This window comes from Streptomyces sp. NPDC043861, from assembly GCF_056435905.1.
Window position 1 is genome coordinate 173,421 of record NZ_JBWKDP010000008.1, and the last position, 24,895, is coordinate 198,315.

The window sequence follows — 24,895 nt, forward strand, 5'->3', positions numbered from 1 at the left end:
GTCCCGTGGGCATGTCCTGGGGCGCACGACAGTGGCATATGCCCTTGTCAAACCTGAACCGGAGAGTAACTGGTCAGAGCACCGCACCGAGAAACTCGCGGGTACGGTCGTGCTCCGGGTCCGAGAAGATTTTCTCCGGCGGGCCGGACTCGATGACCTTGCCCGAGTCGAACATCAGTACCTCGTCGGAGATGTCCCGGGCGAAGTTCATCTCGTGGGTCACACAGAGCATGGTGATGTCGGTGGAGCGGGCGATGTCCCTGAGCACGTCCAGCACTCCGGCCACCAGCTCCGGATCGAGCGCAGACGTCACCTCGTCCAGCAACAGCACCTGCGGCCGCATCGCCAGTGCCCGGGCTATGGCCACCCGCTGCTGCTGACCACCGGACAGCTGGGTCGGCCGGGCGTCGACGCGGTCGGCCAGACCCACGAGATCGAGCAGCTCACGGGCGCGTTCCTCGGCCTCGTCCTGGGACAGGCCCAGTACCCGCACGGGTGCCTCCGTGATGTTCCGCAGCACGCTCATGTTGGGGAAGAGGTTGAACTGCTGGAAGACCATGCCGATCTTCTTGCGCACCTCGCGCCGCTGCTTCTCGTCGGCCGGGTGGAGCCGGCCGCCGTTGACCTCGATCGTCCCTTCGTCGGGCCGTTCCAGTGTCATCAGCAGCCGCAGGATCGTCGTCTTGCCGGAGCCGGACGGTCCGATCAGCGTGACGTGCTTGCCGGGGCGTACCGAGAAGCAGAGGTCGTCCAGGACGGTGTTCTCCCCGAAGCGCTTGGTGACGTTCGTGAAGCGGATGAGTTCCTTGGGCAGGGTGTCAGCGGGCAAGGCGGCGCTCCAGGGTCCGTACGAGCAGGGAAGCCGGGTAGGCGATGAGGATGAACGCGATGCCGACGACCGTCAGCGGCTCCGTGTACTGGAAGGTCGCGGCGCTCTCCAGGCGCGACTGCTGGAGCATCTCCAGCACACTGATCCCGGCGAGCAGCGGCGTGTCCTTGAGCATCGCGATGACGTAGTTGCCCAACGCGGGCGTGATCCGGCGGATCGCCTGCGGCAGGATCACCGCGAACCAGGTCCGGTGGGCGGGCAGGCTCAGCGCGGTGGCGGCCTCCCACTGGCCCGCCGGCACCGCGTCGATGCCGGCCCGGTAGACCTGAGCGGTGTACGTCGAGTAGTGCAGCCCGATGGCGAGTGTGCCGGTCGTCAGCGCGGAGAACTGCACACCCCACTCCGGCAGCACGAAGAACAGGAAGAAGAGCTGCACCAGCAGGGGGGTGTTCCGGATGAACTCGGTGAGCAGCCCGACCGGCCAGCGCACGGCGCGCACACCGGAGCGCAGTCCGAACGCCCACACCAGGCCGAGTGTGAACGACAGCAGCGAGCCCAGCACCAGGACCTGCAGCGTGATCAGCGCGCCGTCCCAGAAGCGCGGCATGAAGTCCGCCACCGCGGACCAGTCCCAGGTCACTGGAGATCACCTCGCAGAGCCGTGCTCGGCGCGCCGACGCGCGTGCTTTTCCGGGTGGGCCTTCGGCTCTCGCCAGGGGGCTGCAGCACTCCCACGTTCGCCTTCGTACGGCGCTCCAGCGCTTTCATCGAGCGGGTGATGACGAAGGCGAGCACAAAGTAGATCACCAGGGTCACGGTGTAGATCTGCGCGGTCTCCTGCGTCGCCAGCCGCACCAGATACGCGGCGAACGACACATCGCCCACCCCGAGGAGCGACACCAGCGCCGTCCCCTTGAGCAGCTCCACCAGCAGATTGCAGAAGGACGGGATCATCTCGGGCACGGCCTGCGGCAGCACGATCAGCCGCATCCGCTGCCAGGGCGTGAAGCTGAGCGCGACGCCCGCCTCGCGCTGCGCCGGGGCCACCGCGTTCAGCGCACCCCGCACGATCTCGGCGCCGTACGCGCCGTACGACAGACCGAGCGCGAGCACCGCGGCCCACATCGGCACCAACTGCCAGCCCAGCAGGGGCGGAAGCACGAAGAAAAGCCAGAACATCAGAATCAGGGCCGAAGTTCCGCGGAACACCTCGGTGTAGAAGCCCGCGAGAAAACGGACGAAGGGCGAGCGGTGAGTTCTGGCCATGCCCACACCGAACGCGACGACCGCGGCCAGTGCCGCGCTGCAGAGGGTGAGCTGGACGGTGATCCAGATCCCCGGGAGCACCCAGTTCTGCCAGAGTCCGGCTGTCATCGGCACAGCTCCTTCGCCGTGAGCTCCGTCATCTCGCTCTCGGAGAAGCCGAACCGGCGCAGGATGCGGAAGAGTTCACCGCTCTTCTTCATCCTGTGGATCTCGGTGTTGAAGGCGTCCCGCAGCTCGGTGTCGGTCGGGCGGAACGCGAAGCCCCCGCCGTCGATCTTCTTCTTGCCGTCCACGACCGCCGCGAACGGCTCGGTCGCCTCGGCCTTGCTGCTCTTGCGCACCACCTCGCGGGCGGTGAGCGCGGTACCCGCGAAAACGTCGACGCGCCCGGACTCGACGGCGTTCAGTCCGGCCACCTGATCCTGCAGGATGACGATGTCCTTCTCGGGGTATCCGGCGGCGACGGCGTACTCGATCTCCGCATAGCCGGTTCCGGTGGCGAACTTCGCCTTGGTCCGCACGACGTCGTCGTAATTGCGCAGATTCTTCGGGTTGCCCTTGCGCACGATGAAGGAGTCCAGCATCTGGTACTCGGGGTCCGAGAAGACGACCTGTGCGCAGCGTTCCTTGTTGATGTACATCCCGGCCGAAACGACGTCGAACTGCTGGGAATTCAGGCCGGGTATGAGAGAGGCGAAGTCGGTCGCGACCGGCTGGACATGGTCGACGCCGAGCCGCTTGAAGACGGTCTTGGCGAGCTCGGGCGCCTCGCCCGTGAACTCGCCCTGGTCGTCGATGTAGCCGTACGGCTTCTCGCCCGCGATGCCGAGACGCACGGTGCCCTGGGATCTCAGCCGGGCGAGCGAGTCGCCGGAGGGCACGCGGGAGCAGCCCGCCGCCCCGGCGGCGCCGAGCGCACCCGCGGTGCCGAGCAGCAGGGTGCGCCGTCGTATCGCATGTCTGTTGGGTGGAGCGGTGTGGGGAGCCATGGGCGCGCGGCTACCCGGCCTCAGCCGGGGTATGCGTAGCCAATGGCCGATCGCTTCATCGACGTTTCGCTCGCAAAACGCGGGGTGCACTGCACCGCGCGCCTCCTCGACGACCGGGCGCCCGTGACCTGCCGGACGGTGTGGGACGCACTGCCGCTCGGCAGTGACGTGTATCACGCGAAATACGCGCGCAACGAGATCTATGCCCTCTTTCCCGCCTTCGCGGAGCGGGAGCCACCGCTGGAGAACCCGACGGTGACACCCATCCCGGGCGACCTCTGCTACTTCACCTTCAGCGGTACGGAGCTGGGGACGGCTGCATACGGCTATGACCGTGATCTCTCGCGCCCGGTGACCGTGGACCTCGCCCTCTTCTACGAACGCAACAACCTGCTGCTCAACGGTGATACGGGATGGGTCCCGGGCATCGTGTGGGGCCAGGTGGTCGACGGACTCGACCGGATGGCCGAGGCGTGTCAGGACCTCTGGCGGGCGGGTGCGCTGGGCGAGACGTTGGCCTTCCGGCGTCTCTGACCGTGTGCGCGGCGCCGCATGACCGAGACTCACCATGGGCGCCGCCGCCGGCGACGGTGCGGAGCCCGTCCGGCCCGCTCCGGGACGTCACGGGACGGGGGCCGACGGAATCGCCGCCGCACCCGCCTCGTACAGCGCATGTGCGGCCCGTAGCACCAGCGCGTCCTGGTGACGGGCACCGATCAGCTGGACCCCGACCGGCAGCCCGTCCTCGTCCATGCCGCACGGCACGGTCGCGGCGGGCTGCTGGGTGAGGTTGAACGGATAGGTGAACGGCGTCCATCCCGTCCAGCGGCGGTGACCCGAGCCGCCCGGCACCTCGGTGCCCGCTTCGAACGCCGTGATCGGCAGCGTCGGTGTGACGAGGAGGTCGTAGGAGGTGTGGAACCGGCCCATTCGCCGGCCCAGCGCCATCCGGACGTCCACGGCCGTGAGGTAGTCCAGTGCGGATGCCTGCTCGCCCTCCGCGCAGATCTCCCGCAGTCCCGGGTCGAGCAGTGCGCGCTGCTCGGCGCCGAGGTGCTGCACCAGCCGTGCCGCACCGCTGAACCACAGGGTGTGGAAGGCCTCCACCGGGTCCGCGATGTCCGGGTCCGTCTCCTCGATGTAGGCGCCCAGCCCGGCAAGCCGCTCCACCGCACCACGGACGGCCGAGGCGACGGCGGCCCGGACCGCGACCTGGCCGCCGAGGGACGGCGAGTACGCGATCCGCAGCCCCTTCACACCGTCGGCGCCCTCGGTGAGCGCCTGGCTCGTGGCGGCCGAGGGCGGCAGCTGGGACCAGTCCCGCCAGTCGGGTCCGGCGAGCACATCGAGCAGCAGGGCCGCATCGGCGGCGTCCCTGGTCATCGGGCCCGCATGGGACAGCGTGCCGAAGGGGCTCGCGGGGTAGAGCGGAATACGGCCGTACGTCGGCTTCAGCCCGAAGATCCCGCAGAACGAGGCGGGGATACGGACCGAGCCGCCGCCGTCCGTTCCGACGGACAGCGGGGCCGCCCCCACCGCGACGGCCGCGGCACTGCCGCCGCTCGAGCCGCCCGCGGTCCGTGACACGTCGTACGGATTGCGCGTCACCCCCGTGAGCGGGGAATCCGTGACGCCCTTCCAGCCGAACTCGGGCGTCGTGGTCTTGCCGACGAGCACCGCACCGTGCTCCCGCAGCCGGGCCACGGCCGGGGCGTCCTCGTCCCAGCGGGAGGCTCCGGGGCGTACGGTCCGTGAACCGCGCAGAGTCGGTCCTCCCGCCTGCAGCAGGAGGTCCTTGATCGTCACCGGCACACCGTCGAGGAGACCCATCGGCTCCTTCCTGCAGCGGCGGTCGGTGGCGGCCTCGGCCTGGGCCAGGGCTTCCTCGGTATCGACCCGGACGAACGCGTTCACCACCGGCTCCGCCGCCTCGATCCGCGCGAGGACGGCGCGGGTCGCTTCCGTGGGGGAGAAGTCGCCCCGCTCGTAACCGCTGACGAGTTGACGTGCGGTCAGCGCAGTCAGGTCGGTCGGTGCGTTCGGCTCAGGAGTCATGAGAGGGGACGTACCCACGTTTCTTGTCGACCACGTTCGGCAGTGGCTTTCCGGCCGTCCACAGCGCGAACAGCTCGACGAACTGTGCGCCGAGCCGGTCCCGCCAGCCGACCGTGTCACCGCTCATGTGCGGTGAGACGATCAGGCCGGGGACGTCCCAGAGCGGGCTGCCGGGCCCCAGCGGCTCGTGCTCGAACACATCGAGGGCCGCGCCCGCGATCCGCCGCTGTCCGAGCGCCGCCACCAGTTCGTCCTCGACGATCAGCGCACCCCGCCCCACATTGATGAACCGGGCCGACGGCCGCATGAGCGCAAACCGGTGCGCGTCGAACATGCCCCGTGTGGCCTCCGTCAGCGGTGCCGCGCAGACGACCCAGTCGGCTTCGCCGAGCAACCGGTCCAGATCCCCGGCCGCGTGCACCCCGGGACGTGGGGTGCGGCCTGTGACGGCGACGGTCACCCCGAGCGCGCGCAGCAGGTGCGCGACCGCCAGACCGATGGGGCCCGCACCGACGACGACCGCGCGGCTGCCCGTCACCGACAGGCCCTCGCGATGTCGCCAGTGCCGCCGTCGCTGCAGCTCCAGCGTGCCGGGGAGGTCCTTCGCCATGGCGAGCACCAGTCCCGCCACATATTCGGCGATGGGCTCCTCGAAAATCCCCCGGGCGTTGGTCAGCACGGTGTCCGACGCGACGATCTCGGGGGAGAGCAGCCGGTCGACACCCGCGCTCGGGGTGTGCACCCAACGCGGCCTGGGCCCCGGGCCGGGCCAGGCGCTGCGCACCGCTTCCGAGGCGAAGTCCCACACCAGCAGCGCGTCGGCGTGCGGCAGTTCGGCGGCGAGGGAGCGTTCATCGGCGTACCGGACGTCGGCCATGCCGGTGAGGGGGCCGAGCCGCGGCGGAGGGTCCGCTTCCAGGACGAGAAGAATCGGGACGGACATCGCGGGGAAACCGTTTCTGAACGTCTGACATGTACGGATTGACCCACGCTCGCACCCGAACCTACCGTCGTCAACAAGGCGTCAAAGCGTCAAAGGGGGCCTGTGATGGATGTGTCCCTCGAAGTGTCCTTGCTCGGCGGACCCGCTCCCCAGCGTGGTATCGGCGTGGTCGCTCCTTTCGACTTCGCGCTGGACCGTGAGCTGTGGCGGTGGGTGCCGGACGACGTTTCGCTGCGTCTGACGCGGACGCCGTTCGTGCCGGTCGAGGTCTCCCTCGACCTGGCCCGGCTGGTCAGTGAGCACGAGACGCTCGGTGATGCGGTCCGGGCGCTGTCCGTCTCCGAGCCCGAGGTCGTCGCGTACGCCTGTACGTCGGGCAGTTTCGTCGGTGGTCTCGCGGGGGAGCGGGCCATGTGCGAGGCGATGACACGGGCCGGCGATGTCACCTCGCTGACCACGTCCGGTGCGCTGCTCGAAGCGCTCGACGAGCTGGGCGTGCGGCGGATCGCGCTGGTCACTCCCTATACGGAGTCCGTGACCGGGGCGCTGGAGGAGTATCTGGGCGAAGCCGGGGTAGCGGTCACGGGCCGCGCCTTTCTGGGACTGACGCGGCACATCTGGAAGGTGCCGTACCGGTCCGTGGTGGACATGGCGCGGCAGGCCGTGGTGGGCGCGGCGGACGCGCTCTTCATCAGCTGCACCAATCTGCCGACCTACGATGCGATACCCCAGCTGGAGGCGGAACTGCGCATGCCGGTGATCTCCGCGAACCAGGTCACGATGTGGGCGGCACTGCGCCGGATGGGGGTGTATGCGGTCGGCCCCTACCAGGCCCTGCTGATGGACACCGCCGGGCCGCACGAGGAGCCCCCGCCTCCGCCGGCACCCGCACCTCCGCCCGAGCCGCCGTCGGCCCAGCCCGAGGAACAGGAAGGATGGACATGACGACCGTCGGACTCCTCTACCCGGGGCACTCCGCCGAGGACGACTACCCACGCATCGCGGTCCTGCTGGACAGCGACATCCGGCTGCCCGTGTTCCACACCGACATCGGCGAGGACGCGCACCGGGAGGACGCGCTGATCGAGATGGGGTCGGCCGAACGGCTGGCGGCCGGGGTCGAGGAGCTGCGGCTGGCCGGCGCCGAGTCGGTGGTGTGGGCCTGCACGAGCGGGAGCTTCATTCGCGGCTGGGACGGCGCGCAGGCGCAGATTCGGGAGCTGGCGCAGGCCGCCGGTCTGCCGGCGTCGAGCACGTCGTTCGCCTTTGTGCACGCGGCGCGGGCGCTGGGAGCGGAACGGGTCGCGGTCGCGGCCACCTATCCGGACGACGTCACGGTGTGCTTCGAGGAGTTCCTGGAGGCCGCCGGGCTGGAGGTGACCGCGTCGCGGGCCGGCGGGATCGTGACCGCGGCCGAGGTGGCCACCTGGGGGCGCGAGCAGGTGCTGGAGCTGGCCAGGGCGGCGGACGACCCGAGGGCCCAGGCGCTGCTGCTCCCGGACACCGCCCTGCACACGGTCGCGCATCTGGACGAGCTCGAGGCGGAGCTGGGCAAGCCCGTGCTCACGGCCAACCAGGTGACGGTGTGGGAGGGGCTGCGGCTGGCCGACCGCAGGGCGTGGGCGGACGGGCTGGGAGCGCTGTTCGTACGCCCCGACTGGGAGCGATCCGAGTGGAAGCCCGACGGGCCCGACGGGGAATAAAGCGGAGAGTGCCTCCTGTTGTCGCCCCGGACAGGTACGAGAGCGCAGAAGGCGCGGGACGACGCAGGAGGGCCCACCCGTGGAGACAGCGGACGCAGGCGACGGGATCCGGGGTGTGGCGCGCGGCAGTGCTCCGGTGCCCCTGTCGGTACTGGACCTGGTGACCGTCGGCAGCGGGTCCACCGCCACCCGGGCCCTGCGCACCAGTGTGGACATCGCCCGGCTCGCGGAGCGCCGCGGCTTCCACCGTCACTGGGTCGCCGAGCACCACTCCATGCCGGGTGTCGCCTCGTCGTCCCCCGCGGTGATCCTCGCCCACCTCGCGGCCCACACCGAGCGCATCCGGCTCGGCTCGGGCGGTGTGATGCTGCCCAACCATGCTCCATTGGTGATCGCCGAGCAGTTCGGCACACTGGAGGCGCTCGCGCCGGGCCGCATCGACCTCGGGCTCGGCCGCGCGCCCGGCACGGACGGCGCCACGGCGGCGGCGCTGCGCCGGAGGGACAGGCCGGGGTCCGCACAGGAGGCCGGGGGAGAGGGCGCCGACGACTTCCCGCAGCAGCTCGCCGAGCTGACCCGGTTCCTGGACGACGACTTCCCGGACGGTCACCCGTACGCCCGTATCCACGCGGTCCCCGGCCCGGTCCAGGCCACCTCGCCCGGTGGGGTCCAGTCCTCGGCGCGACCCCCCGTCTGGCTCCTCGGTTCGTCCGGCTTCAGCGCCCGTCTCGCCGGCATGCTCGGTCTGCCGTTCGCCTTCGCCCATCACTTCTCGGCCCGGAACACCGTTCCGGCGCTCGACCTCTACCGCGAGTCCTTCCGCCCCTCGGAGGTCCTGGACGCCCCCTACGCCCTGATCGGCGTCTCCGCGCTCGCCTCCGACGACGCCCGTGAGGCCCGCCGCCAGGTCATGACGGGTGCGCTGTCCATGCTGCGGCTGCGCACCGGCCGCCCGGGTCTGGTCCCCACGCCCGAGGAGGCGGCGGCGTACGAATTCAGTCCGCTGGAGCGGGAGTTCGTCGACAGCTGGCTCGGCAATGTCGTGCACGGTACGGCCGACGAGGTCCGTACCGGACTCGACGACCTCCAGAAGCGCACGGGCGCGGACGAGTTGATGATCACGACCAATGCGCACGGCGGTGAAGCACGGCTGCGTTCCTACGAACTGGTGGCGGACGCATACGGGCTGACGGAGTAACGGCCCCGGTGGCGGGCGGGCGGGCGCAGATCGACGAGCCGACCCCGACGGGCCGGGACACCTGGATCCAGGCCCTCCGGCACACCGGTGCCCCTCCTTCGACGACAGTCCGGGCGTACGTCACACCGCCAGCGGGCTGACCCCGATCATCCCGTCGATGCGCTCCGGGGCGACGGCGCGCGAGTACAGCCAGCCCTGGCCCGTGTCGCAGCCGATGCGGCGGAGGCGTTCGGCCTGGCCCGCCGTCTCCACGCATTCGGCGGTGACCGTCAGGCCCAGACGGTGGGCGAGTTGGACCATGGCCTCGACGATCGTCTCGTCGGCCGGGTTCGGGTGCGCGCCGTCGTCGTAGCGGAAACCACGAACGAACGAACCGTCCAGTTTCAGGACGGACACCGGGAGCCGGCTCAGATACGCGAGGTTCGAGTATCCCGTCCCGAAGTCGTCGATCGCGATCCGCACCCCCATGTCGCTCAGCGCCTGCAGTGCCTGGAGCGGGCGGCCTGCCGAGCCCATCACAGCGGACTCGGTGAGTTCCAGCTGCAGGAGATGCGGCTCGAGGCCGGTCTCGGCGAGGATCCCCGCCACATCGGTGACCAGGTCGGAGTCCCACACCTGCCGCACGGCGACATTCACGCTGACGAAGATCGGAGCGGCACCCGGGTGGTCCGTCTGCCACTGCTTGGCCTGCCTGCAGGCGGTCTGCAGCACCCAGCGGCCGAGCTGGACGATCGAGCCGTCTTCTTCCGCAATTCCGATGAACCGATTCGGCGCCAGTGTGCCGAACTGGGGGTGTTGCCATCGGACCAGCGCCTCGACACCTCGCACCGTCCCGTCCGCCATCCCCACCAGTGGCTGGTACTCGAGGGCGAACTCGCCGCGCTCGACGGCCGGCCGGAGCGTCGACGAGAGCGCCTGACGCGTCATCCGGTGTGCGTTGCGCTCGGGGTCGAAGAACGTCCAGCGCGCCTTGCCGTCCGCCTTCGCCCAGTACAGCGTGGTGTCCGCGTCCTGCATGAGACCGGTCGCCGTCGTACCGTCGGCGGCCCGCTCCACGACGCCGATCGACGCCGAGACCGACAGTCGCTGCCCGGCCAGATCGAACGGTGTCTGCAGCGCGGCGAGGACGGACCGCGCCAGATCGGCGAGTTGTTCCGTGCCGGTGGAGTCCTCGACCAGGATCGCGAACTCGTCGCCGCCGAGTCGGGCCACCAGATGCCCGCTGCGCGTGCAGCCGTCGTCGTCGGCACAGCCAGCGAGCCGGGAGGCCACGGCAGCCAGCAGCCGGTCGCCCACGCGATGTCCGAGCGTGTCGTTGACGGCCTTGAAGCCGTCGAGGTCGAGATAGCACAGCCCGATCCGGCCGGTGCCGCCGTGCTCGTACGACGATGTCTCCAGCGCTGCCGAGAGCCGCTCGAAGAACAGGGTGCGGTTGGGCAGCCGGGTCACCGGGTCGTGCATCTGGAGATGCCGCAGCCGCGCCTGCAGCTCGCGCCGGTCGCTGATGTCCGCGAGGGAAAGCAGGACACGGCGGCTGTCGGGCACCGGAGCGACCGTGACCTCCGCCCAGAGCGAGCGCCCGTCGGTGTGCTTGAGCCGGCGGGTGCAGCGGAAGCGGGAGCTGCGGCCGCGCAGCACCTCGCGGTACGCGTGCCAGGTGCGGCCGTCGGACGCCAGGTCGACCAGATCGGCGGCGGACTGCTCGTGCAGCGCGGCGCGTTCGGTGCCGAGCAACTCGGCGAGCGCGTCGTTCGCGGAGACGACGAGGCCCTCGTGGTCGACGAGGGCCATGGCGAGCTGGGCTGTGTTGAAGGCGGCGCGGTAATCGCTGGGCCCGGCGGACGCCGGGACGGTGCGCGTGGCCGCCGGATCATTACATTCCGTGACCGGCGGGAGAGTGTCCCCGGGCGCCGCGGCCACCGCGGCACTCGGTCCTTCGGTGTTTGCGCTCACCGTTCGCTCCCGCTGTGCGTCGTGTCGTTCAGGTCCGGTCGGGGCCGGAAAGCCGGGAAAGTGTGCCGATCATAGAGGCTGGCCGGGTGGCCGTTCCAGCTTCTCGCTCGTGAGCAAGCGCACTCAAAGGTCCGGACCGATCGTTTCTGCGCGGCTCTGGCCTCTGTCAGCACCGTCGTGATCGGTTGTGACTTTCTGTGAGACGCCGGGGTGTCGGCTCCCCCTCACCCGGCCGGGCCAGCGGAAAGGTGCGAATCACTGAAAATCATCACAAGGTGGGTGAGGCGTTCCGTATTCCGCACCCGGAGGTCGACGTGGAGGGTCAGCACACGCACGAGGGGACACCCGGGGGAGTGGAACGTCCCAGACTGCGTGCGACGGCCGCCGCCCTCACCTCCCTGATGGCACTGGCCGCCACCTCCCTCGTGGCCGGACCCGCCGTGGCCGACACCTCCGCGACGGCCTGCGCCCTGCCCCGTACCGCCGCGCATCACTCCCTCGGCCTGGACACCTGGAACGCCTCGTACCCCCGACCCGCCCGCGCTCTGAACGCGGTCATGGTCTTCCTCTCCTTCCCGGACGCCGCCCCGCTGACGAGTCCGGCGGAGCTGGCGGCCGATCACTTCCCGGCGACCGGCGACTTCTTCCGGCGGGCGTCGTACGGGAGGTTCACGCTGCGCCCGCACCCGCTGGCGCACTGGATCCAGATGCCGCAGGCTTCGACCGCGTACCGGATAAAGCGTGACTGGGATGCCCAGCGACGCGCCGCGTATTTGCGGGACGCGATCGCCGTGGCCGATCCGGTGGTCGACTTCTCGCGCTTCGACGTCGTCTATCTGGTCGCCGACCCGGACGCGCCGGGCGTGGACTCCGATGCGACGAAGGTGGTCAACTTCGACCGGCCGCTGTCCGCCGACGGCACGGACATCAGGCGTGTCGTCACGGTCTTCGAGCGGCATCCCCCCGACCGCAATGTGCTCGCTCACGAGACGGGCCACGTCTTCGATCTCCCCGATCTCTATCACCGCCCGTCGGACGCCAAGGGCGACTGGGACACCCATGTCGGCGACTGGGATGTGATGGGCAGCCAGTTCGGGCTGGCACCCGATTTCTTCGGCTGGCACAAGTGGAAGCTGGGCTGGCTGAGAAAGGACGAGGTGCGGTGTGTCACGGGTCGGCGGTCGACGGACCGGATGTTCACTCTGGAGTCGCTCGCCGCCGAACCGATTCGGGGCGGGTCGGTCGGCACCCGGCTCGCGGTCGTACGGACGGGTGAGAACTCGGCGCTCGCGATCGAGGCACGGGGTGCGGCCGGGAACGACCAGGACACCTGCACCGAGGGCGTGCTGATCTACCGGGTGCGGAACGAGGCGGCGTCCGGCGGCGGCCCGGTCGAGGTCATCGACACCCATCCGGACGCGGAGGCGTGCTGGGGCCAGTCCGTGTACCCGGCGCTGGCGGACGCACCGCTGGGGGTGGGGGAGGCGTTCACCGTTCCGGGTGAGCGGGTGCGGGTGGAGGTGGCGGACCGTACGCGCACGGGAGCGTGGACGGTCAAGATCACGCCTGCCGTGTGACAGACGCGCGGGCCGGTCTCCGGCCCGGCCGCTGCGGATCCGGGGCGCCGCTCCGGTGGAATGCACGGCCGGACGGTGGTGACCGGAACGCCGAAGGGCGCCCTCGGAAACCGAGAACGCCCAGGTCAGCGAAATGAATAGCTGGTGCGCCGCCAGGGACTCGAACCCCGGACCCGCTGATTAAGAGTCAGCTGCTCTAACCAACTGAGCTAGCGGCGCCTGCTGACGTCGTAGACCTTAGCACCCTGATCGGCGGGAGGAAAAATCGATATACGGACCGTCGCCGCGGAGGCCGCACGGGCGGCTCGTACACACGCCCAGAGCAGTACTTCGGGGCCGGGGAGCCATGGGTGACGGGTGTCGGGGGCGACGAGCCAGCGTGGCCCCGGGGTGGCGGGGGCGGCGGACGGGCCGAGCGGCGGGACGGTGACGGCATCACCGGTGCCGTGGCAGAACAGCGGGGGCACGGACGCGCCGCACTCCTCCCAGTCGAGCAGGGAGGGTAAGCGCTGTGCCGTGCCCGGCGCGGCGAACAGCAGCATCCGGCCGCGGTGGAAGGCGACGGGCCCCGAGCCGGGGCCTTGCGACCAGAGCCGGTCGAGCATCCGGCGGCCGAAGATCACCGGGACATTGACCACGTCGAACACAACCCCGCACGGCACGACGGCCGGTGCCGCGGGCTCGGCCTCCCACATGGCCAGGGTGGAGCGTGGATACGCGCTGGCCGAGGCGAGCCACCTCGCACCGGACACGGTCACCCGACCCGTCTGGTGCCGGTCCTCGTCGGCCTGCAACAGCGCGAAGATCTCCCGCCGCCGTGTGTCGTCGTCACCGGCAGGGCTCAAGGGCGTCTCGTCTCGCAGCCAAGCGCTCATGGCGTCTACATCTACCGGGAGTGAGATTGCAGTTTCTGTGTGTTGCCGGAAACCGGGACAGGGCGGGGCGCGGAGGAGTATCTTGCCGCGCGGCATATGCGCCGGGGATGCTTCGGATGCCCTGTGCGGCTGGACTGTGCGGGCCGGGCCGGGCCGCACGGAACGATGACGGGGTCCCGCGACGCTCTCCACGGTGGGAGGACGCCGGTTCCCGTCCGGTCGGCGGGCGGCGCGGCGTCCCACGACGACATGGGGTGCCGCGGACAGGACCTACTCGCCAGGTTCCGCCGTGCGGAGGAGGCCGCGGCCGAATTCGACCATCTTCTTCGCGTAGTCCTCGCTCCACTCCGCCCGCTGCGCGATGTCCGCTGTGGTCAGCCGGTCGAAACGGCGCGGGTCCGCGAGCTGGGCCGCGGCGAGCGCCTGGTACTCCAGGGCGCGGTCGGCCGCGGCCTGGAACGCGAGCGTGAGCTCCGTCGCACGCGTCAGCAGCTCCCCGGGGTCCTCGATCGACTCCAGATCGAAGAAGTGCTCCGGGTCGGATGCGGCTTCCGAGGGCTCGAAAAGCAGCGGCGCAGGCCGCATCCGCCGCTCGCTCCGCTCCGACGACTCCGCCATACCTGTCTCCTGTTCGCTTTCCGGACCACCCACCATTGTCCCGCTTCGCGCAAGAGGCCCTCGGACCGTCCCGTGGCAGGGCCGGGGATCCCGTCCTGCGGCAGCCGCATCGCCCCGCACCCGCCGACGGCTGTCGCCTTCACCCGGTCAGGGCGACCAGGTCACCCGGTGCTCCGCCAGATGGGAGAGGACCGTGTGGTTCGCCTCCCATCCGTCCGGGAACTTCACGGTCACGCCCAGCTGCACCGGCTCGGTCGACGGGTGCTCGTCCAGCAGCTCCGCCACGCCCGCGCGGCACACCACGATGCAGGCGTGCCGGTGCCGGGAGGCCAGCACGCACAGCCGGCCGGTCTCCAGATGGAACGCCGTGGCGTCGGGGCGGCCCGACAGCGGGTGGAGCACGACGGTGACGTCGAATTCCCGGCCCTGCAGCCGGTTCGCGGTGTCCACGGTCACCCCGCCCACCCCCAGCTCCCCGAGCGCCGCCCGAACGGCCGCCGCCTGGTCGCGATGAGCGGTGCCCACCGCGATCCGGTCCGGGGTGAGCGGCACCGGGTCCGCCGACCGCTCCGACACCGATGCGCCGCCCCGGTCCAGGAGCCGCCGCACCACCAGGGCGACCGCTCGGACCGCCTCCGGATCGGTGCGCGGAGTGTGCCGGGCGGGCAGTTCCAGCAGGCCCCAGCCCGACTCCGCCGCCTCGTCCAGCACCCGGTCGGGCCCCGATCCGTCCGAGACCACTCCGAAGGAGAGCCGCCGGTCGCCCGGTCCCGTACCGCTGCGGAACCGTGTGTACGGATAGAACGCGCCGGACACCAGCGGCGCCGCCGACGCGGGCAGTCGCCATGACACGGGCAGTCGGTGCTGCGGGAGCTCCGGATTGTGCGCCAGCAGGGTGGAGACCGCGCTCGCCGAAGGGTCGTAGGACAGACCCGCCCACTGCTCCGCCCCTACCACCGAGAACGGGTCGAGCTGCCCCGGGTCGCCCACGAACAGGGCGCGCTCGAAGAGCCCGGCCACGGCGAGCAGCGCGTCCGAGCGCATCTGGTACGCCTCGTCCACGATCGCGTGCCCCCAGGGCTCGACACCCTTCACGTGCGCCCACTTGGCGGCCGTCGAGATGACCACGTCCAGGCCCGCGAGGTCGCCCGCCTTCGCCGACTTGCGTACGTTCCCCAGCTCGTCGAGCGCCTTGTCGTACGGGTCCGGGTCGTTGCTGTGCAGCCGCCCGACCGGCAGTCCCGGCTCCTTCTCGGCCAGCCGCAGCACCAGATCGTCGACCTGGGCGTTCGTCTGTGCGACCACCATCAACGGCCGTCCCGCCGCGGCGAGTTCCCGTGCCGCCCGTACGACCAGCGTCGACTTGCCCGCGCCGGGCGGAGAGTCCACTACCACACCCCGCGCGTCCCCGTGCAGCGTGTCGGCCAGGATCGCCTCGGTGGCCCGCGAGGCTTCGGCGCCTGGGTCGAACAGATGCGTCACCGTGCCCGTCACAGCAGGTCCTCCGTGGTCACGGCATCGGGGCTCTCCGCAGCTTCGGACCGTGGGGGACCGCCGTGCGTCCACGGGGTCTCATCCGGCTCCGGCAGCTTCGGGCCGCTCCGCTGGTCGTGTTCGAACAACGTCCAGGCGATCAGGTCGCCCTTCTCCGGTACGGAACCCTCGACCGGGTCCCTGGACCGGCCCATCCGGTCCAGCAGTCTCAGCACCGGCGAACCGTCCTCCTCGTACCGGACGAACTCGGCGCTCTGGGGCCTGCCCTCCAGCGAGCGGTACACCTTCACACCCGCGCCCAGGTGGGGCAGGTCGTCGGTCAGGACCGTCAGCAACGGCCGTGGCGACGGCCTCTTCGACTCCGACCAGGCCATCGTCACCTCGGTGATCTCGGCGAGGAACGCCTCGCCGGCGAGCCGCCGCCCCGCCAGCACCAGCGGGTCGTCCAGCGCCTCCTGCGCCTCCAGCTGGGCCTGCGCCGTCTCGCGCGCCGCGAGCTTCTGCGCCGCGGTCACCGCTTCGTCGCGGCGCGGCTGCGGCGGCTCACCCGCTCGCACCCGATCGCGATGACCCGTGAACGACCACCGGTCCCGGGTCCAGCGGTCGGCGGCCCTTTCGCCTTCCGGCAGCTGCCGCAGCAGCTCCAGGCCGTCCCACACCGCGTCCCAGGTGGGCCTCAGCACGCCCGCCAGCAGATCGCGGATCTCCCGCTCGGCGGCGGTCAGCCTGGCCAGCTGCTCATCCGCCGCCCCGCCGTCCTCGGCCGCGGCGAGCGCCTGCCGCGCACGGTCGTACCGCTCCATCGCAGGCGCCAGCAGCCTGTTGTCGAACGCGGGGTCGGTCGCAGGACCGGCCGGCGGGCACACCAGCAGGCCGTCGGCGTCCCGCGCCAGCTCCGCCCGCATCGCGGCCTGCGCACCTGATTCTCCCTCCGGTGGCGCGATCCATGCGAGCAGTGCGCCCAGATGCTGGTCCTCCAGATGCGACTGCCCGGTCGCCCAGTGCCGCCCCAGCAGGTCCGTCATGGCCAGCAGCAGCGAGGAACCGGGCACGCGCGCCCGCTCCCCGTAGTGCGTCAGCCAGCGCCCGAGGAGCGGGACGCGCGGTGGCGCCGGGTACGGTGCGTCCGGGTCCTGCTCGGCCGTCCGCCGGAACCGCATGGACCGGCCCAGCAGTCGTACGAAGTCGATGCCCGACCGGCTCGGAACGATCAACTGCGGTGCATCCGAGCACAGTTCGGCCTCGACCTTGACCCGCTTGCCGGTCTCCGGATCGGTCTCGCTGCGCTCGGTGGCCTCGACGTCGTCCGCGTACCCGTCCAGGTACGGCAGCACGCACTCGGCGAGCTGCGCAAGGAACGCCGACCGCAGATCCCGGTCCCGCGGCTGCGCGACACTCAGCAGCCCCGGCGCTCCCCGGTCCGTGCCCACGAGGGCCCCGAGCGGTGCCCCCGCCTCGCCGGCGGTGGTCAGCGGCACGAACACGAGCGGCCGGTCCGACAGATGCCGGTGGCGCACCGTGGCCAGCGGCTGCGCGTGTCCGCTCTCCACGGCCTCCAGCCGCGCCAGGGTGGAGATCAGTGACATCCGGCTCGCCCCAGAGCCTGCGCCCGCAGTGCCGCGGCCCTGCGCAGAGCCGCGACCGTGGGGTCCGCCGGGTCGCCTGACTCCCCGCGGGCCGCGGCCAGGACGTCGCCGACGGCCGTCAGCCCGCCCAGCTCACCGCGCACCGCACGCCCCAGGGACTCCACTGCGCCCGCGGCGCGCGCCTGCTCCCGGCAGTGGAAGGCCAGCTCGCAGGCCGCCAGGCACTCGGGGGCGTACGCCGAGGGCACGGCCTCGACCGATGTCGTCAGTTCGTCGGCCGTGCAGCTTTCCACATCGAAGCTGACGCCCTCCGGAAGAGCCGCCGCGATGTCGTCGATCCGGGTCAGCCGGGCCAGCTGCCGGCGGGTCACCGAGAGCTGTTTGCGTACGTCGACCACGGACGCCGTGGGGAGGTTGGAGAAGTCCTTGGGGCAGACCAGCAGCACGGAGTGCCCGGTCGTCGCGCCTTCGGTCACCGCCGCGACCCGCTCCAGGGCCAGTACGTACACCGCGGCCTGGCGGGCCGCGGCTCCCACCTTCGCCGCGTCCGCCGAACCGTCGATCACCGGGAAGGACTTGATCTCGACGACCGTCCACCGTCCGTCGGGATGCACCACCACCGCGTCCGGCTCCAGATACGCGGGTGACCCCGCCACCTCCAGCGCCAGCATCGGATGGTCGAGAAGGGTCCACACCCCGGCCCGGGTCGCCTCCCGCAGAGCCAGCGCCGTACGGGCCGCGCGCCCCTCGGGGCCGGCCGCCGCGAGTTCCGGGACCCGTGCCTCCTGCGGCTCGGCCACACCGAGCAGCCTGAGCAGCTCCGTACCCCCGTCGGCCTTGACGCGGGCCTCGAAGGCATTGCCCCGCATGAACGCGAACTGGGACTGGCCGAAGGCCGCGGGGGAACCCAGCGCCTCGGCCAGTGCCGCCTTGTCCACACCGGCGCCGTCCAGCAGAGCGCGCCGCTTGCACCCGGGGTTCGCGGCGAGGGCCGCCAGCGCACGGGCGTCGAGCGGATGGGGCGCTGCAGAGGCGCCGCGCAGCTCAGCGAGTCGCTGCCGGAGTGCTGTCACCGGCGCCTGCGGAGGGGGTCCGCTGTCCAGGGATGTGCTCACCCGCGGAAGTCTCGCATCCGCCACCGACAATCGTGGACCTCGCGCCCGCGGAGACCGCTTCGGGGCCCGGTCGGAACCCGGCCTTGACCCGGTCGGCGAGACGCATCGCGGGCCGTGTGAGCAGCAGTCCGGCCCCCATCACCACGACGCCGCCCACCGCGTCGAGGAAGTAGTGGTTCGCCGTACCCATGACCACCAGCACGGTGACCGTCGGATGGGCGATCGCGGCTGCCTTCGCCAGCGGGCCGCGGGCGTGCAGCCACAGCATCACCCCGCACCACAGTGCCCAGCCGACGTGGAGACTCGGCATCGCGGCCAACTGGTTGGTCATTCCGCCCAGACCGCGCGGGGCGCTGGCCTCCCCGCCCCACCAGCCGTACGAGCTGAACTGCGCCATCGTGTCGGTGAAGCCGTACCCGGCGTCGAGCAGTCGCGGCGGGCAGGTCGGCAGGAGCGTGAACCCGATGAGGCCGAGCAGTGTGGAGACCATCAGCCAGGTCCGCGCCGTCCGGTAGCGGGCGGGCCGTCGGCGGAACAGCCAGACCAGGATCGCGGGGGTGACCACATAGTGCAGTGAGGCATAGGCGAAGTCGGCGGGTATGCCGAACTCCGGGGTACTGCTGAAGAGCCGGTTGAGGGGACGCTCGAAGTCGATGCGGAAACCTTCCTCCAGGCGGAGGATCGCCAGACCGTGGTCGACCGCGTCCGCCTTGTCGCCGCGGGCCAGGAGCCGGCCCGCGGAGTATGCGACGTAGACCACGACGATGAGCGGCAGTTCGGTCCACCAGCGGAGTCGCTGCCGGCTCGTCTGCGCCGTCTGCGGCATCGGCATCCGAACGCTCCCCCTCATTCTGTTCGCGCGGCCATGGGCCGACGGTCAACCGTACGGTGTACGGGACGCGAGGAGAGAGGTGGGGGTTGCTCCGCCGCCACCATGAGTTCGACTGGGCGTTGATCGTTCGGTCGGGTGATGATGGAGACATGGCACCGCGCATACTCATCGCCCGTCACGGGCAGACGGAATGGTCTCTGCTCGGCAGGCACACGGGGCGGACCGACATCCCGCTCATCGACGAGGGGCGCCGCGGCGCGAAGCTGCTGGGCGAGAGGCTGCACAAGGAGCCGTGGTCCGGGCTTCCGGACGCCGAGATCCGCACCAGCCCGCTCATGCGCGCCGCCGAGACGTGCGAACTCGCCGGATTCGGTGACCGCGCCCAGCCCTGGGACGCGCTGATGGAGTGGGATTACGGTGCCTACGAGGGCATGACACAGGCCGAGATCCGCGCGGTCGACCCCGACTGGTTCATCTGGCGCGACGGTGTGCCCGTGGGGTCACCCGTGGCGAAGACCCGTGGCGAGACCATGCAGGAGCTCTCCGACCGGGCCGACGGGATCATCGAGTACGTACGCTCGGCGGACCGCGACGTCCTGGTCTTCGCGCACGGGCACATCCTGCGTGTGCTGGGCGCCCGCTGGATCGGGGAGCACGTCTCCTTCGCCGCACGCATCAAGCTGGACCCGACCAGCCTGTCCGCCCTGGGCTGGGCATACGGCGCCCCGGCGATCGAGCGCTGGAACGACACGGGCCACCTGGGCAGCTGAACGCGGTGCGGTGCAGGGGCGGCTGCCGCGAGGCCGTCGCCCCCCGCACCCGGCTCAGCGAGTGGCCGCTGCTCTCGCCGTCTCCGCATGGCGGTCCAGGAAGTCGGCCACGCCCGCCGTGTGACGCTGCGGTACCAGAGCCCGCGCCGTCTCGGCGAGCAGCGTACGGATACGGGACGACTGGACCTCGTCGAGCAGATCGAGCACCCGTTCACCCGCGGCGGCGGACTCCGCGGGGGCGCCCGCATGTGCGAGGTCCGCGGCCAGCTGTGCCCCGTAGAGCGCGAGATTGCGGGCGAAGTGGGGGTCCTGCAGGGTCGTTGCGCGGTGGGCGAGCCTGGCGGCCCGCGACCACTCGCCCAGCGTGGCCCAGCACTGGGCCTCCAGCGCCTTCACCTCCGGCTCGCCGAAGAAGGACATCCACTCCGGGTCCGCCTCCGACGGCCCCCGGCCGAAGAGCGTGTGGGCCCGGGCCAGCGCCTGCCGGCACGCGGACCGGTCGCCGAGCCCCGCCCAGCCGCCCGCCTCCCGCAGGCTCAGCAGCGCCAGCAGCCGGGCCGACCCCAGCTGCCCCGCCGCGCGCTGCCCGGCCTCCGCGGCCCGAACCGCCTCGCGGTACCGTCCCGCATCCCTGGCCAGGAACGAGGTGTTGCAGAAGGCGTGCGCCTCCAGGGCGGGGTCCGCAGCCACCCGCGCCGTCGCCAGGGCCTCCGCGTAGTGCGAACGCGCCTCTTCCAGGCGACCGGAGTCATGGGCGAGCCAGCCGACCGAGATGGCGAGTTCGCCGGCGCCCGAGGCCAGCCGCCCCGCGGTCGAGCCGCGCGTGGTGGCGCCCGCGTCGAGCAGCGCGTACGCGGTGCGCAGCGGCTGGGCCGCCCGCTGGTAGAGCCCGTCCGCGCCGTGCCGGTCGTCGAGCAGCCGGATCTGGCGCACCGCCTCCTCGACGGCACTCACCTCGGAGGCGCCGATCCGCTGCCGGGGCACATCGGCGCGGGGCCCGTCGAACCCCGGCAGGGAGCCGAGACCCAGGGATGCGGCTGCCACGGTGGCGGTGCCGCTGGTCATGAATGCGCGACGCAGCACGTCGCTCTCCTCGTTGCTGTAGGTGCAGTTGGTGCCGTTGTTGCTGTTGCATGTGTCCGACGAGGGTGGGGTACGGTCCCGTGCTCCGCGCCCCCTCACCGCCTCACGGGCGGCGAATCCCAGATCCGCCAGGGTCGAGCCGGGGAACATGTGCAGAAAGACCCGCTCGTAGGCGTAGTTGGGGCACCGGATCTCTCCGGCCTCCACGCGTCCGATGTAGCGGGCGTCGCAGGCGACCTGCTCGCCGATCTCCCTGGCCGCTCTGCGTACGAGCGCAGCGAACTCACCCGGCGAGCGTTGTCCGCGAAGCCGCCGGAACTCGAGGTTGGGAACTGCCCGTGACGACGCCATGGCCGAGCCCTCTCCTGGTACTGCCGGCGCCCACTCCGGTTCTTCGGTGACGCAGATTCTGTCGGTCCGGCGGGGCAAGAACGTACCTGCTGTGACGAGGCGAGCACGCAGGGTTTAGCTACAAACGGGATATCTCACCCGCGATCCGCCATGAACTGCCATCCTTTGTGGCGGCGTGCCACCGTAGCCCTTGACGCCCACGGGCGTTGAACCGTGAGGGGATGCGGTACGTGTCCTCACTCGGCGAGGAGGGGTTCCCTTGTTGGAGGTCGGCATGGAGACCAGCAGTGGCTCGCGGACAAGCGTGACGAGTGCCCAGCACCTGCCCACCGACGAGTACAGCACCGCACCGGGCCCGGTCGGCCCGGGTCCCGAAGGCGTTCCGCCGGACCGGGCACTCCCCGGGCACCCCGCGCCCTGTGACCTGGTGACCGTACCGGCCCGCCAGGGCCTCGAAGCGGTCGACATCCTGCGCCGCGGCGGCTGCCCGGCCGTCGGCCCCGTACTCCACGACGGCAGCTGCGACACCCTCGGCTTCCTGGTGCCCCCCGGCACCGCGGCCGGCTGGGACATGCCCGGCAGCGCCTGTACGCAGACGTCGGGCCGCGGTCTGCGCATTCCCGTCGAGCCCGGTGCCCCGGCCATTCCCGCGGAGCCCCCGCTCTCGGGCAGTGGCTGGCTGCTGCCCCCCGGCGACGCCGGGCACGTCACCGATCCCGTCGTACTCCGCGAGGCCCTCGGTGAGGCCGCGCGCATGATCGAGGCCGCGGACAGCATCTGAGGAGCGTGACCGGAAGGGTGCACCGGCACGCCGGCGCCCTGCACGGCGCGTCGCCGCACCGTCGGCTGACCGCATCCCCCGGAGCCACGCCCGGGACGCCCCCGGCTGTCGGAGGCTGTCCCCCGGGGCGGTGCCCCACCTCCTGGTGACCGGCCGATAATGGGCAGGTGGCAAGGAAGAAGCAGCAGCGTGGTCGCACGGCGGCTCCGGAGACCGTCGTCGAGAGCGTGGCCGGCGGGCTCGCCGAGCTCGTACCCGACCGCGAACGGCCCCACGGCTGGACCCTGGTGCTCGACGGCGCCCCCCAGTCCCACGTCGACCTCGACGATCCCTCCCTGCTCACCTTCGAGTACCAGCGCCGCCTCGGTCATGTCGCCGACCTCGCCGCGCCCGCCGGCCGGCCGGTGAACGCCGTCCACCTCGGCGGCGGTGCTTTCACCCTCGCGCGGTACATCGCTGCCACCCGTCCGCGTTCCACCCAGCAGGTCGTCGAAGTTGACGGACCGCTGGTCCAGCTCGTGCGCGCCCGCCTTCCGCTCGATCCGAACGCCCGGATACGGGTCAGGTCGGCCGATGCCCGCGCCGGCCTCGGCAAGCTCCCCGACGACTGGGCGGACCTCGTCATTGCGGATGTCTTCAGCGGGGCCCGCACCCCCGCCCACCTCACCAGCGCCGAGTTCCTCACCGAGGTACGCAGGGTGCTGAGACCGGGCGGGCACTACGCCGCCAACCTCGCCGACGGTCCGCCGCTCGCCCATCTGCGCGGTCAGATAGCCACCGCCGCGACGGTCTTCCCCGAACTCGCGCTCGCCGCCGACCCCACGGTCCTGCGCGGACGGCGCTTCGGAAACGCGGTGCTGCTCGCCTCCGATCTGCCGCTGCCCGTCGCCGAGCTGACCCGCCGGGTCGCGGGCGACCCGCATGCCGGACGGGTGGAGCACGGGAAGGCCCTGGCCGACTTCACCGGCGGCGCGGCCGTGGTGACCGACGCCAGCGCCAGGCCATCGCCCGCGCCACCGCCCTCGGTCTTCCGCTAGTGCTGTGACCGGATGGGTTTGCCGGGAAGCTCGCGGCGTCCGGTGCATGGGGTCTCCCTCGGCCTCTTGGGGCCGCGGGCGTGGGGTTTCCCCCGGCCTCTTGGGGCCGCGGGCGTGGGGTTTTCCCCGGCCTCTTGGGGCCGCGGGCGTGGGGTTTTCCCCGGCCTCTTGGGGCCGCGGGCGTGGGGTTTTCCCCGGCCTCTTGGGGCCGAGGGGACGTATCGCAAGGTGGGGGTGCTCCTCCTGGCTCCGCCCGGGGGTACCCCCACCGGCCGGAGGCTGGGGGAGATCGCCCTCGTACTGGATGTACTCGGGTGATTCGACAACGCAGCGTGGGGGCGCCTTTTGGCGAAGCCAGGGGGAGTGCCGTGCAGGGCGTCGCGAGCCGGTGAACCCATCCGGTCACAGCACTAGCCGCTGCGGCCGGGGACCGCTCGCAGACGGGCCGCCCACCGTTCGTCGTCGTCGCCGCCGCGCTCAGCGCTCTTCGATGTCCACACGCGGCGCCGTGTCGTGCCAGGTGCAGAAGACGTCGATCTCCCGGCCGTTCTGAGAGAACGTCACCCTGATGTACGTGGGCTGCTTCCAGATCTGCATCGTCCAGCTGCCGGAGGGAGTCGCCGAGACCAGTTCCGCCGACGCCGGCCCGACGTCGAAGGCGACCCGGCCGCCCTCGACCGTGTAGCTCTTCACATTCCCCGCAGGAGCGGGCGAATAAGGAGGCTTGGGTCGGGGCGGGCTGCTGCTCGGCCTGCCGGTGCCGGCACTCGAGGCCGGCGCGGAGGCCGGGGGCTTGCGGGCGCCGTCCGGTTTCCCGCCGGAGGACGCCGACGGCGACGGCGTACCTGGCTGCTGTGTGGAGGACGAACGGGGCGGGGCGCCCTGAGTGGTGCGGCCGTCCGTGGTGATCGGGAGCGCGCGGGGGCGGTCGTACGCCGTTCCCGCCATCACCGTGTGCACACCCCACCACGAGAGCGTGACCGCCGCGCCCGTGGCGAGCGACCACGCCATGGCGTGTACGAGTCCTCTCCGCATCGGGGCCATAGTGCACCACACCCGCCACGCTTGTCCCAGTGGGCTCCGGATGCGACGGTGCCCGCCCCCGGCTCCTCGGGTACCCCGGATGGCGTACGGTGCCGCCCATGGCAAGTGTGCTCGTGGTCGAGGACGACCAGTTCGTGCGCTCCGCCCTCATCAGGCACTTGACCGAGGCCTCCCACACGGTACGGAGCGTCGGGACGGCCCTCGAGGCGCTGCGCGAGGTGGCTCATTTCCGGTTCGACGTGGTCATTCTCGACCTCGGACTGCCCGATCTGGACGGGGCCGAGGCGCTGAAGATGCTCCGCGGCATCACCGACGTACCGGTGATCATCGCGACCGCGCGGGACGACGAGACGGAGATCGTGCGGCTGCTCAACGACGGTGCCGACGACTACCTCACCAAGCCTTTCTCGGTCGAGCACCTGTCGGCGCGGATGTCCGCCGTGCTGAGGCGCTCACGGGCCGCAGCGGGTGAGGCTCCGCCCAGCAGGGTCATCCAGGTCGGCGGTCTGTCGATCGACCCGCTGCGCCGCCAGGCCGAACTCGACGGGGAACGGCTGGACCTGACCCGCCGTGAGTTCGATCTGCTCGCCTTTCTCGCCGGACGGCCGGGTGTCGTCGTACCCCGCAGGGAGCTGCTCGCCGAGGTGTGGCAGCAGTCGTACGGCGACGACCAGACCATTGATGTCCATCTGTCCTGGCTGAGGAGGAAGTTGGGGGAGACGGCCGCCCGGCCCCGCTATCTGCACACCCTCCGCGGGGTGGGCGTGAAGCTGGAGCCGCCGCAGTGAGCGCTTCC

The 24,895-nt window shown here is 71.4% G+C and carries 24 protein-coding genes and 1 tRNA gene; 9 read left to right on the forward strand and 16 right to left on the reverse strand.

What is annotated here, in order from left to right:
* Nucleotides 1-73: 73 nt before the first annotated feature.
* Genes ehuA through ehuB form a run of 4 tightly spaced genes read right to left on the reverse strand, consistent with a single transcriptional unit; the run spans nt 74 to nt 3,084 of the window.
* Nucleotides 74-829, reverse strand: a complete 756-nt coding sequence (ehuA, locus tag AC068D_RS20160; protein ID WP_478824368.1) for an ectoine/hydroxyectoine ABC transporter ATP-binding protein EhuA — start codon at nt 827-829, stop codon at nt 74-76.
* On the reverse strand, nt 819-1,469 hold the full coding sequence (gene ehuD, locus AC068D_RS20165; RefSeq protein ID WP_478824369.1) for an ectoine/hydroxyectoine ABC transporter permease subunit EhuD: 651 nt from the start codon (nt 1,467-1,469) through the stop codon (nt 819-821). The genes ehuA and ehuD overlap by 11 nt, the downstream gene beginning before the upstream one ends.
* On the reverse strand, nt 1,466-2,203 hold the full coding sequence (gene ehuC / locus AC068D_RS20170; protein ID WP_478824370.1) for an ectoine/hydroxyectoine ABC transporter permease subunit EhuC: 738 nt from the start codon (nt 2,201-2,203) through the stop codon (nt 1,466-1,468). Before ehuC ends, ehuD begins: the two co-directional genes overlap by 4 nt.
* Entirely contained in the window at nt 2,200-3,084 is an 885-nt protein-coding gene (gene ehuB / locus AC068D_RS20175; protein WP_478824371.1) for an ectoine/hydroxyectoine ABC transporter substrate-binding protein EhuB, read from the reverse strand. Before ehuB ends, ehuC begins: the two co-directional genes overlap by 4 nt.
* A gap of 42 nt (nt 3,085-3,126) precedes the next feature.
* Between ehuB and AC068D_RS20180 the strand changes: the two genes are divergently transcribed.
* Nucleotides 3,127-3,618, forward strand: a complete 492-nt coding sequence (locus AC068D_RS20180) for a DUF3830 family protein (protein WP_478824372.1) — start codon at nt 3,127-3,129, stop codon at nt 3,616-3,618.
* A gap of 87 nt (nt 3,619-3,705) precedes the next feature.
* Here the strand turns inward: AC068D_RS20180 and AC068D_RS20185 are convergent, their stop codons facing one another.
* Both AC068D_RS20185 and AC068D_RS20190 read right to left on the reverse strand, forming a co-directional pair.
* Nucleotides 3,706-5,139: an amidase gene (locus AC068D_RS20185; protein WP_478824373.1), complete on the reverse strand. Its 1,434-nt coding sequence runs from the start codon at nt 5,137-5,139 to the stop codon at nt 3,706-3,708.
* The gene (locus AC068D_RS20190) at nt 5,129-6,082 is read right to left on the reverse strand and encodes a D-2-hydroxyacid dehydrogenase (protein WP_478824374.1); all 954 of its coding nucleotides are present in this window, start codon (nt 6,080-6,082) and stop codon (nt 5,129-5,131) included. Before AC068D_RS20190 ends, AC068D_RS20185 begins: the two co-directional genes overlap by 11 nt.
* A gap of 105 nt (nt 6,083-6,187) precedes the next feature.
* Here AC068D_RS20190 and AC068D_RS20195 point away from each other — a divergent pair, with 105 nt between their 5' ends.
* The 3 genes from AC068D_RS20195 to AC068D_RS20205 all read left to right on the forward strand — a co-directional run bounded on the left by AC068D_RS20195 (nt 6,188) and on the right by AC068D_RS20205 (nt 8,983).
* Complete coding sequence (locus tag AC068D_RS20195; RefSeq protein WP_478824375.1) at nt 6,188-7,027, forward strand: maleate cis-trans isomerase family protein; 840 nt, start codon at nt 6,188-6,190, stop codon at nt 7,025-7,027.
* Nucleotides 7,024-7,785 (forward strand): maleate cis-trans isomerase family protein, encoded by a 762-nt coding sequence (locus AC068D_RS20200; RefSeq protein ID WP_478824512.1) that lies wholly within the window; start codon nt 7,024-7,026, stop codon nt 7,783-7,785. The genes AC068D_RS20195 and AC068D_RS20200 overlap by 4 nt, the downstream gene beginning before the upstream one ends.
* Nucleotides 7,786-7,864: 79 nt before the next feature.
* Nucleotides 7,865-8,983: an LLM class flavin-dependent oxidoreductase gene (locus tag AC068D_RS20205; protein ID WP_478824376.1), complete on the forward strand. Its 1,119-nt coding sequence runs from the start codon at nt 7,865-7,867 to the stop codon at nt 8,981-8,983.
* 120 nt (nt 8,984-9,103) lie between these two features.
* Here AC068D_RS20205 and AC068D_RS20210 read toward each other — a convergent pair whose 3' ends face one another.
* Nucleotides 9,104-10,936, reverse strand: coding sequence for a putative bifunctional diguanylate cyclase/phosphodiesterase (locus AC068D_RS20210; RefSeq protein WP_478824377.1), 1,833 nt, complete (start codon nt 10,934-10,936; stop codon nt 9,104-9,106).
* A 353-nt stretch (nt 10,937-11,289) separates the two neighbouring features.
* Between AC068D_RS20210 and AC068D_RS20215 the strand changes: the two genes are divergently transcribed.
* Nucleotides 11,290-12,513, forward strand: coding sequence for a M6 family metalloprotease domain-containing protein (locus AC068D_RS20215; RefSeq protein ID WP_478824513.1), 1,224 nt, complete (start codon nt 11,290-11,292; stop codon nt 12,511-12,513).
* Between the two features lie 142 nt (nt 12,514-12,655).
* On the opposite strand, the gene AC068D_RS20220 is transcribed toward AC068D_RS20215, so the two are convergent.
* The 7 genes from AC068D_RS20220 to AC068D_RS20250 form a co-directional block, all read right to left on the reverse strand.
* Nucleotides 12,656-12,732 (reverse strand) — tRNA-Lys (locus tag AC068D_RS20220).
* Complete coding sequence (locus tag AC068D_RS20225; protein ID WP_478824378.1) at nt 12,723-13,388, reverse strand: bifunctional DNA primase/polymerase; 666 nt, start codon at nt 13,386-13,388, stop codon at nt 12,723-12,725. Before AC068D_RS20225 ends, AC068D_RS20220 begins: the two co-directional genes overlap by 10 nt.
* Before the next feature lie 270 nt (nt 13,389-13,658).
* A complete protein-coding gene (locus AC068D_RS20230; protein ID WP_478824379.1) occupies nt 13,659-14,006 on the reverse strand; it encodes a hypothetical protein in 348 nt (115 codons plus the stop codon).
* 147 nt (nt 14,007-14,153) lie between these two features.
* Nucleotides 14,154-15,488, reverse strand: a complete 1,335-nt coding sequence (locus AC068D_RS20235) for an AAA domain-containing protein (protein ID WP_478824514.1) — start codon at nt 15,486-15,488, stop codon at nt 14,154-14,156.
* Nucleotides 15,489-15,496: 8 nt separating this feature from the next.
* The gene (locus AC068D_RS20240) at nt 15,497-17,086 is read right to left on the reverse strand and encodes a hypothetical protein (RefSeq protein WP_478824380.1); all 1,590 of its coding nucleotides are present in this window, start codon (nt 17,084-17,086) and stop codon (nt 15,497-15,499) included.
* Complete coding sequence (locus tag AC068D_RS20245; RefSeq protein ID WP_478824381.1) at nt 17,077-18,201, reverse strand: hypothetical protein; 1,125 nt, start codon at nt 18,199-18,201, stop codon at nt 17,077-17,079. The genes AC068D_RS20240 and AC068D_RS20245 overlap by 10 nt, the downstream gene beginning before the upstream one ends.
* On the reverse strand, nt 18,131-19,027 hold the full coding sequence (locus AC068D_RS20250; RefSeq protein ID WP_478824515.1) for a phosphatase PAP2 family protein: 897 nt from the start codon (nt 19,025-19,027) through the stop codon (nt 18,131-18,133). Before AC068D_RS20250 ends, AC068D_RS20245 begins: the two co-directional genes overlap by 71 nt.
* Nucleotides 19,028-19,182: 155 nt before the next feature.
* On the opposite strand from AC068D_RS20250, the gene AC068D_RS20255 reads away from it, so the two are divergent.
* Nucleotides 19,183-19,803, forward strand: coding sequence for a histidine phosphatase family protein (locus AC068D_RS20255; RefSeq protein ID WP_478824382.1), 621 nt, complete (start codon nt 19,183-19,185; stop codon nt 19,801-19,803).
* Nucleotides 19,804-19,857: 54 nt separating this feature from the next.
* Here AC068D_RS20255 and AC068D_RS20260 read toward each other — a convergent pair whose 3' ends face one another.
* Nucleotides 19,858-21,237 carry a tetratricopeptide repeat protein gene (locus AC068D_RS20260; RefSeq protein WP_478824383.1) on the reverse strand — a complete coding sequence of 460 codons (1,380 nt, stop codon included), beginning with the start codon at nt 21,235-21,237 and terminating at the stop codon, nt 19,858-19,860.
* A 274-nt stretch (nt 21,238-21,511) separates the two neighbouring features.
* On the opposite strand from AC068D_RS20260, the gene AC068D_RS20265 reads away from it, so the two are divergent.
* Complete coding sequence (locus AC068D_RS20265) at nt 21,512-22,018, forward strand: hypothetical protein (RefSeq protein WP_478824384.1); 507 nt, start codon at nt 21,512-21,514, stop codon at nt 22,016-22,018.
* Nucleotides 22,019-22,185: 167 nt separating this feature from the next.
* Nucleotides 22,186-23,055 carry a spermidine synthase gene (locus AC068D_RS20270; protein ID WP_478824385.1) on the forward strand — a complete coding sequence of 290 codons (870 nt, stop codon included), beginning with the start codon at nt 22,186-22,188 and terminating at the stop codon, nt 23,053-23,055.
* 477 nt (nt 23,056-23,532) lie between these two features.
* Here the strand turns inward: AC068D_RS20270 and AC068D_RS20275 are convergent, their stop codons facing one another.
* Complete coding sequence (locus AC068D_RS20275; protein ID WP_478824386.1) at nt 23,533-24,099, reverse strand: hypothetical protein; 567 nt, start codon at nt 24,097-24,099, stop codon at nt 23,533-23,535.
* A gap of 98 nt (nt 24,100-24,197) precedes the next feature.
* Between AC068D_RS20275 and AC068D_RS20280 the strand changes: the two genes are divergently transcribed.
* On the forward strand, nt 24,198-24,887 hold the full coding sequence (locus AC068D_RS20280) for a response regulator transcription factor (RefSeq protein WP_478824387.1): 690 nt from the start codon (nt 24,198-24,200) through the stop codon (nt 24,885-24,887).
* Nucleotides 24,888-24,895: the final 8 nt, after the last annotated feature.

Bases quoted from the DNA above. Each gene is read 5' to 3' on its own strand.
- ehuC (WP_478824370.1), bottom strand. From the start codon at position 2,203: ATGACAGCCGGACTCTGGCAGAACTGGGTGCTCCCGGGGATCTGGATC.
- ehuB (WP_478824371.1), bottom strand. From the start codon at position 3,084: ATGGCTCCCCACACCGCTCCACCCAACAGACATGCGATACGACGGCGC.
- AC068D_RS20180 (WP_478824372.1), top strand. From the start codon at position 3,127: ATGGCCGATCGCTTCATCGACGTTTCGCTCGCAAAACGCGGGGTGCAC.
- AC068D_RS20185 (WP_478824373.1), bottom strand. From the start codon at position 5,139: ATGACTCCTGAGCCGAACGCACCGACCGACCTGACTGCGCTGACCGCA.
- AC068D_RS20190 (WP_478824374.1), bottom strand. From the start codon at position 6,082: ATGTCCGTCCCGATTCTTCTCGTCCTGGAAGCGGACCCTCCGCCGCGG.
- AC068D_RS20195 (WP_478824375.1), top strand. From the start codon at position 6,188: ATGGATGTGTCCCTCGAAGTGTCCTTGCTCGGCGGACCCGCTCCCCAG.
- AC068D_RS20200 (WP_478824512.1), top strand. From the start codon at position 7,024: ATGACGACCGTCGGACTCCTCTACCCGGGGCACTCCGCCGAGGACGAC.
- AC068D_RS20225 (WP_478824378.1), bottom strand. From the start codon at position 13,388: ATGAGCGCTTGGCTGCGAGACGAGACGCCCTTGAGCCCTGCCGGTGAC.
- AC068D_RS20230 (WP_478824379.1), bottom strand. From the start codon at position 14,006: ATGGCGGAGTCGTCGGAGCGGAGCGAGCGGCGGATGCGGCCTGCGCCG.
- AC068D_RS20240 (WP_478824380.1), bottom strand. From the start codon at position 17,086: ATGTCACTGATCTCCACCCTGGCGCGGCTGGAGGCCGTGGAGAGCGGA.
- AC068D_RS20250 (WP_478824515.1), bottom strand. From the start codon at position 19,027: ATGCCGCAGACGGCGCAGACGAGCCGGCAGCGACTCCGCTGGTGGACC.
- AC068D_RS20255 (WP_478824382.1), top strand. From the start codon at position 19,183: ATGGCACCGCGCATACTCATCGCCCGTCACGGGCAGACGGAATGGTCT.
- AC068D_RS20260 (WP_478824383.1), bottom strand. From the start codon at position 21,237: ATGGCGTCGTCACGGGCAGTTCCCAACCTCGAGTTCCGGCGGCTTCGC.
- AC068D_RS20265 (WP_478824384.1), top strand. From the start codon at position 21,512: ATGGAGACCAGCAGTGGCTCGCGGACAAGCGTGACGAGTGCCCAGCAC.
- AC068D_RS20275 (WP_478824386.1), bottom strand. From the start codon at position 24,099: ATGGCCCCGATGCGGAGAGGACTCGTACACGCCATGGCGTGGTCGCTC.
- AC068D_RS20280 (WP_478824387.1), top strand. From the start codon at position 24,198: ATGGCAAGTGTGCTCGTGGTCGAGGACGACCAGTTCGTGCGCTCCGCC.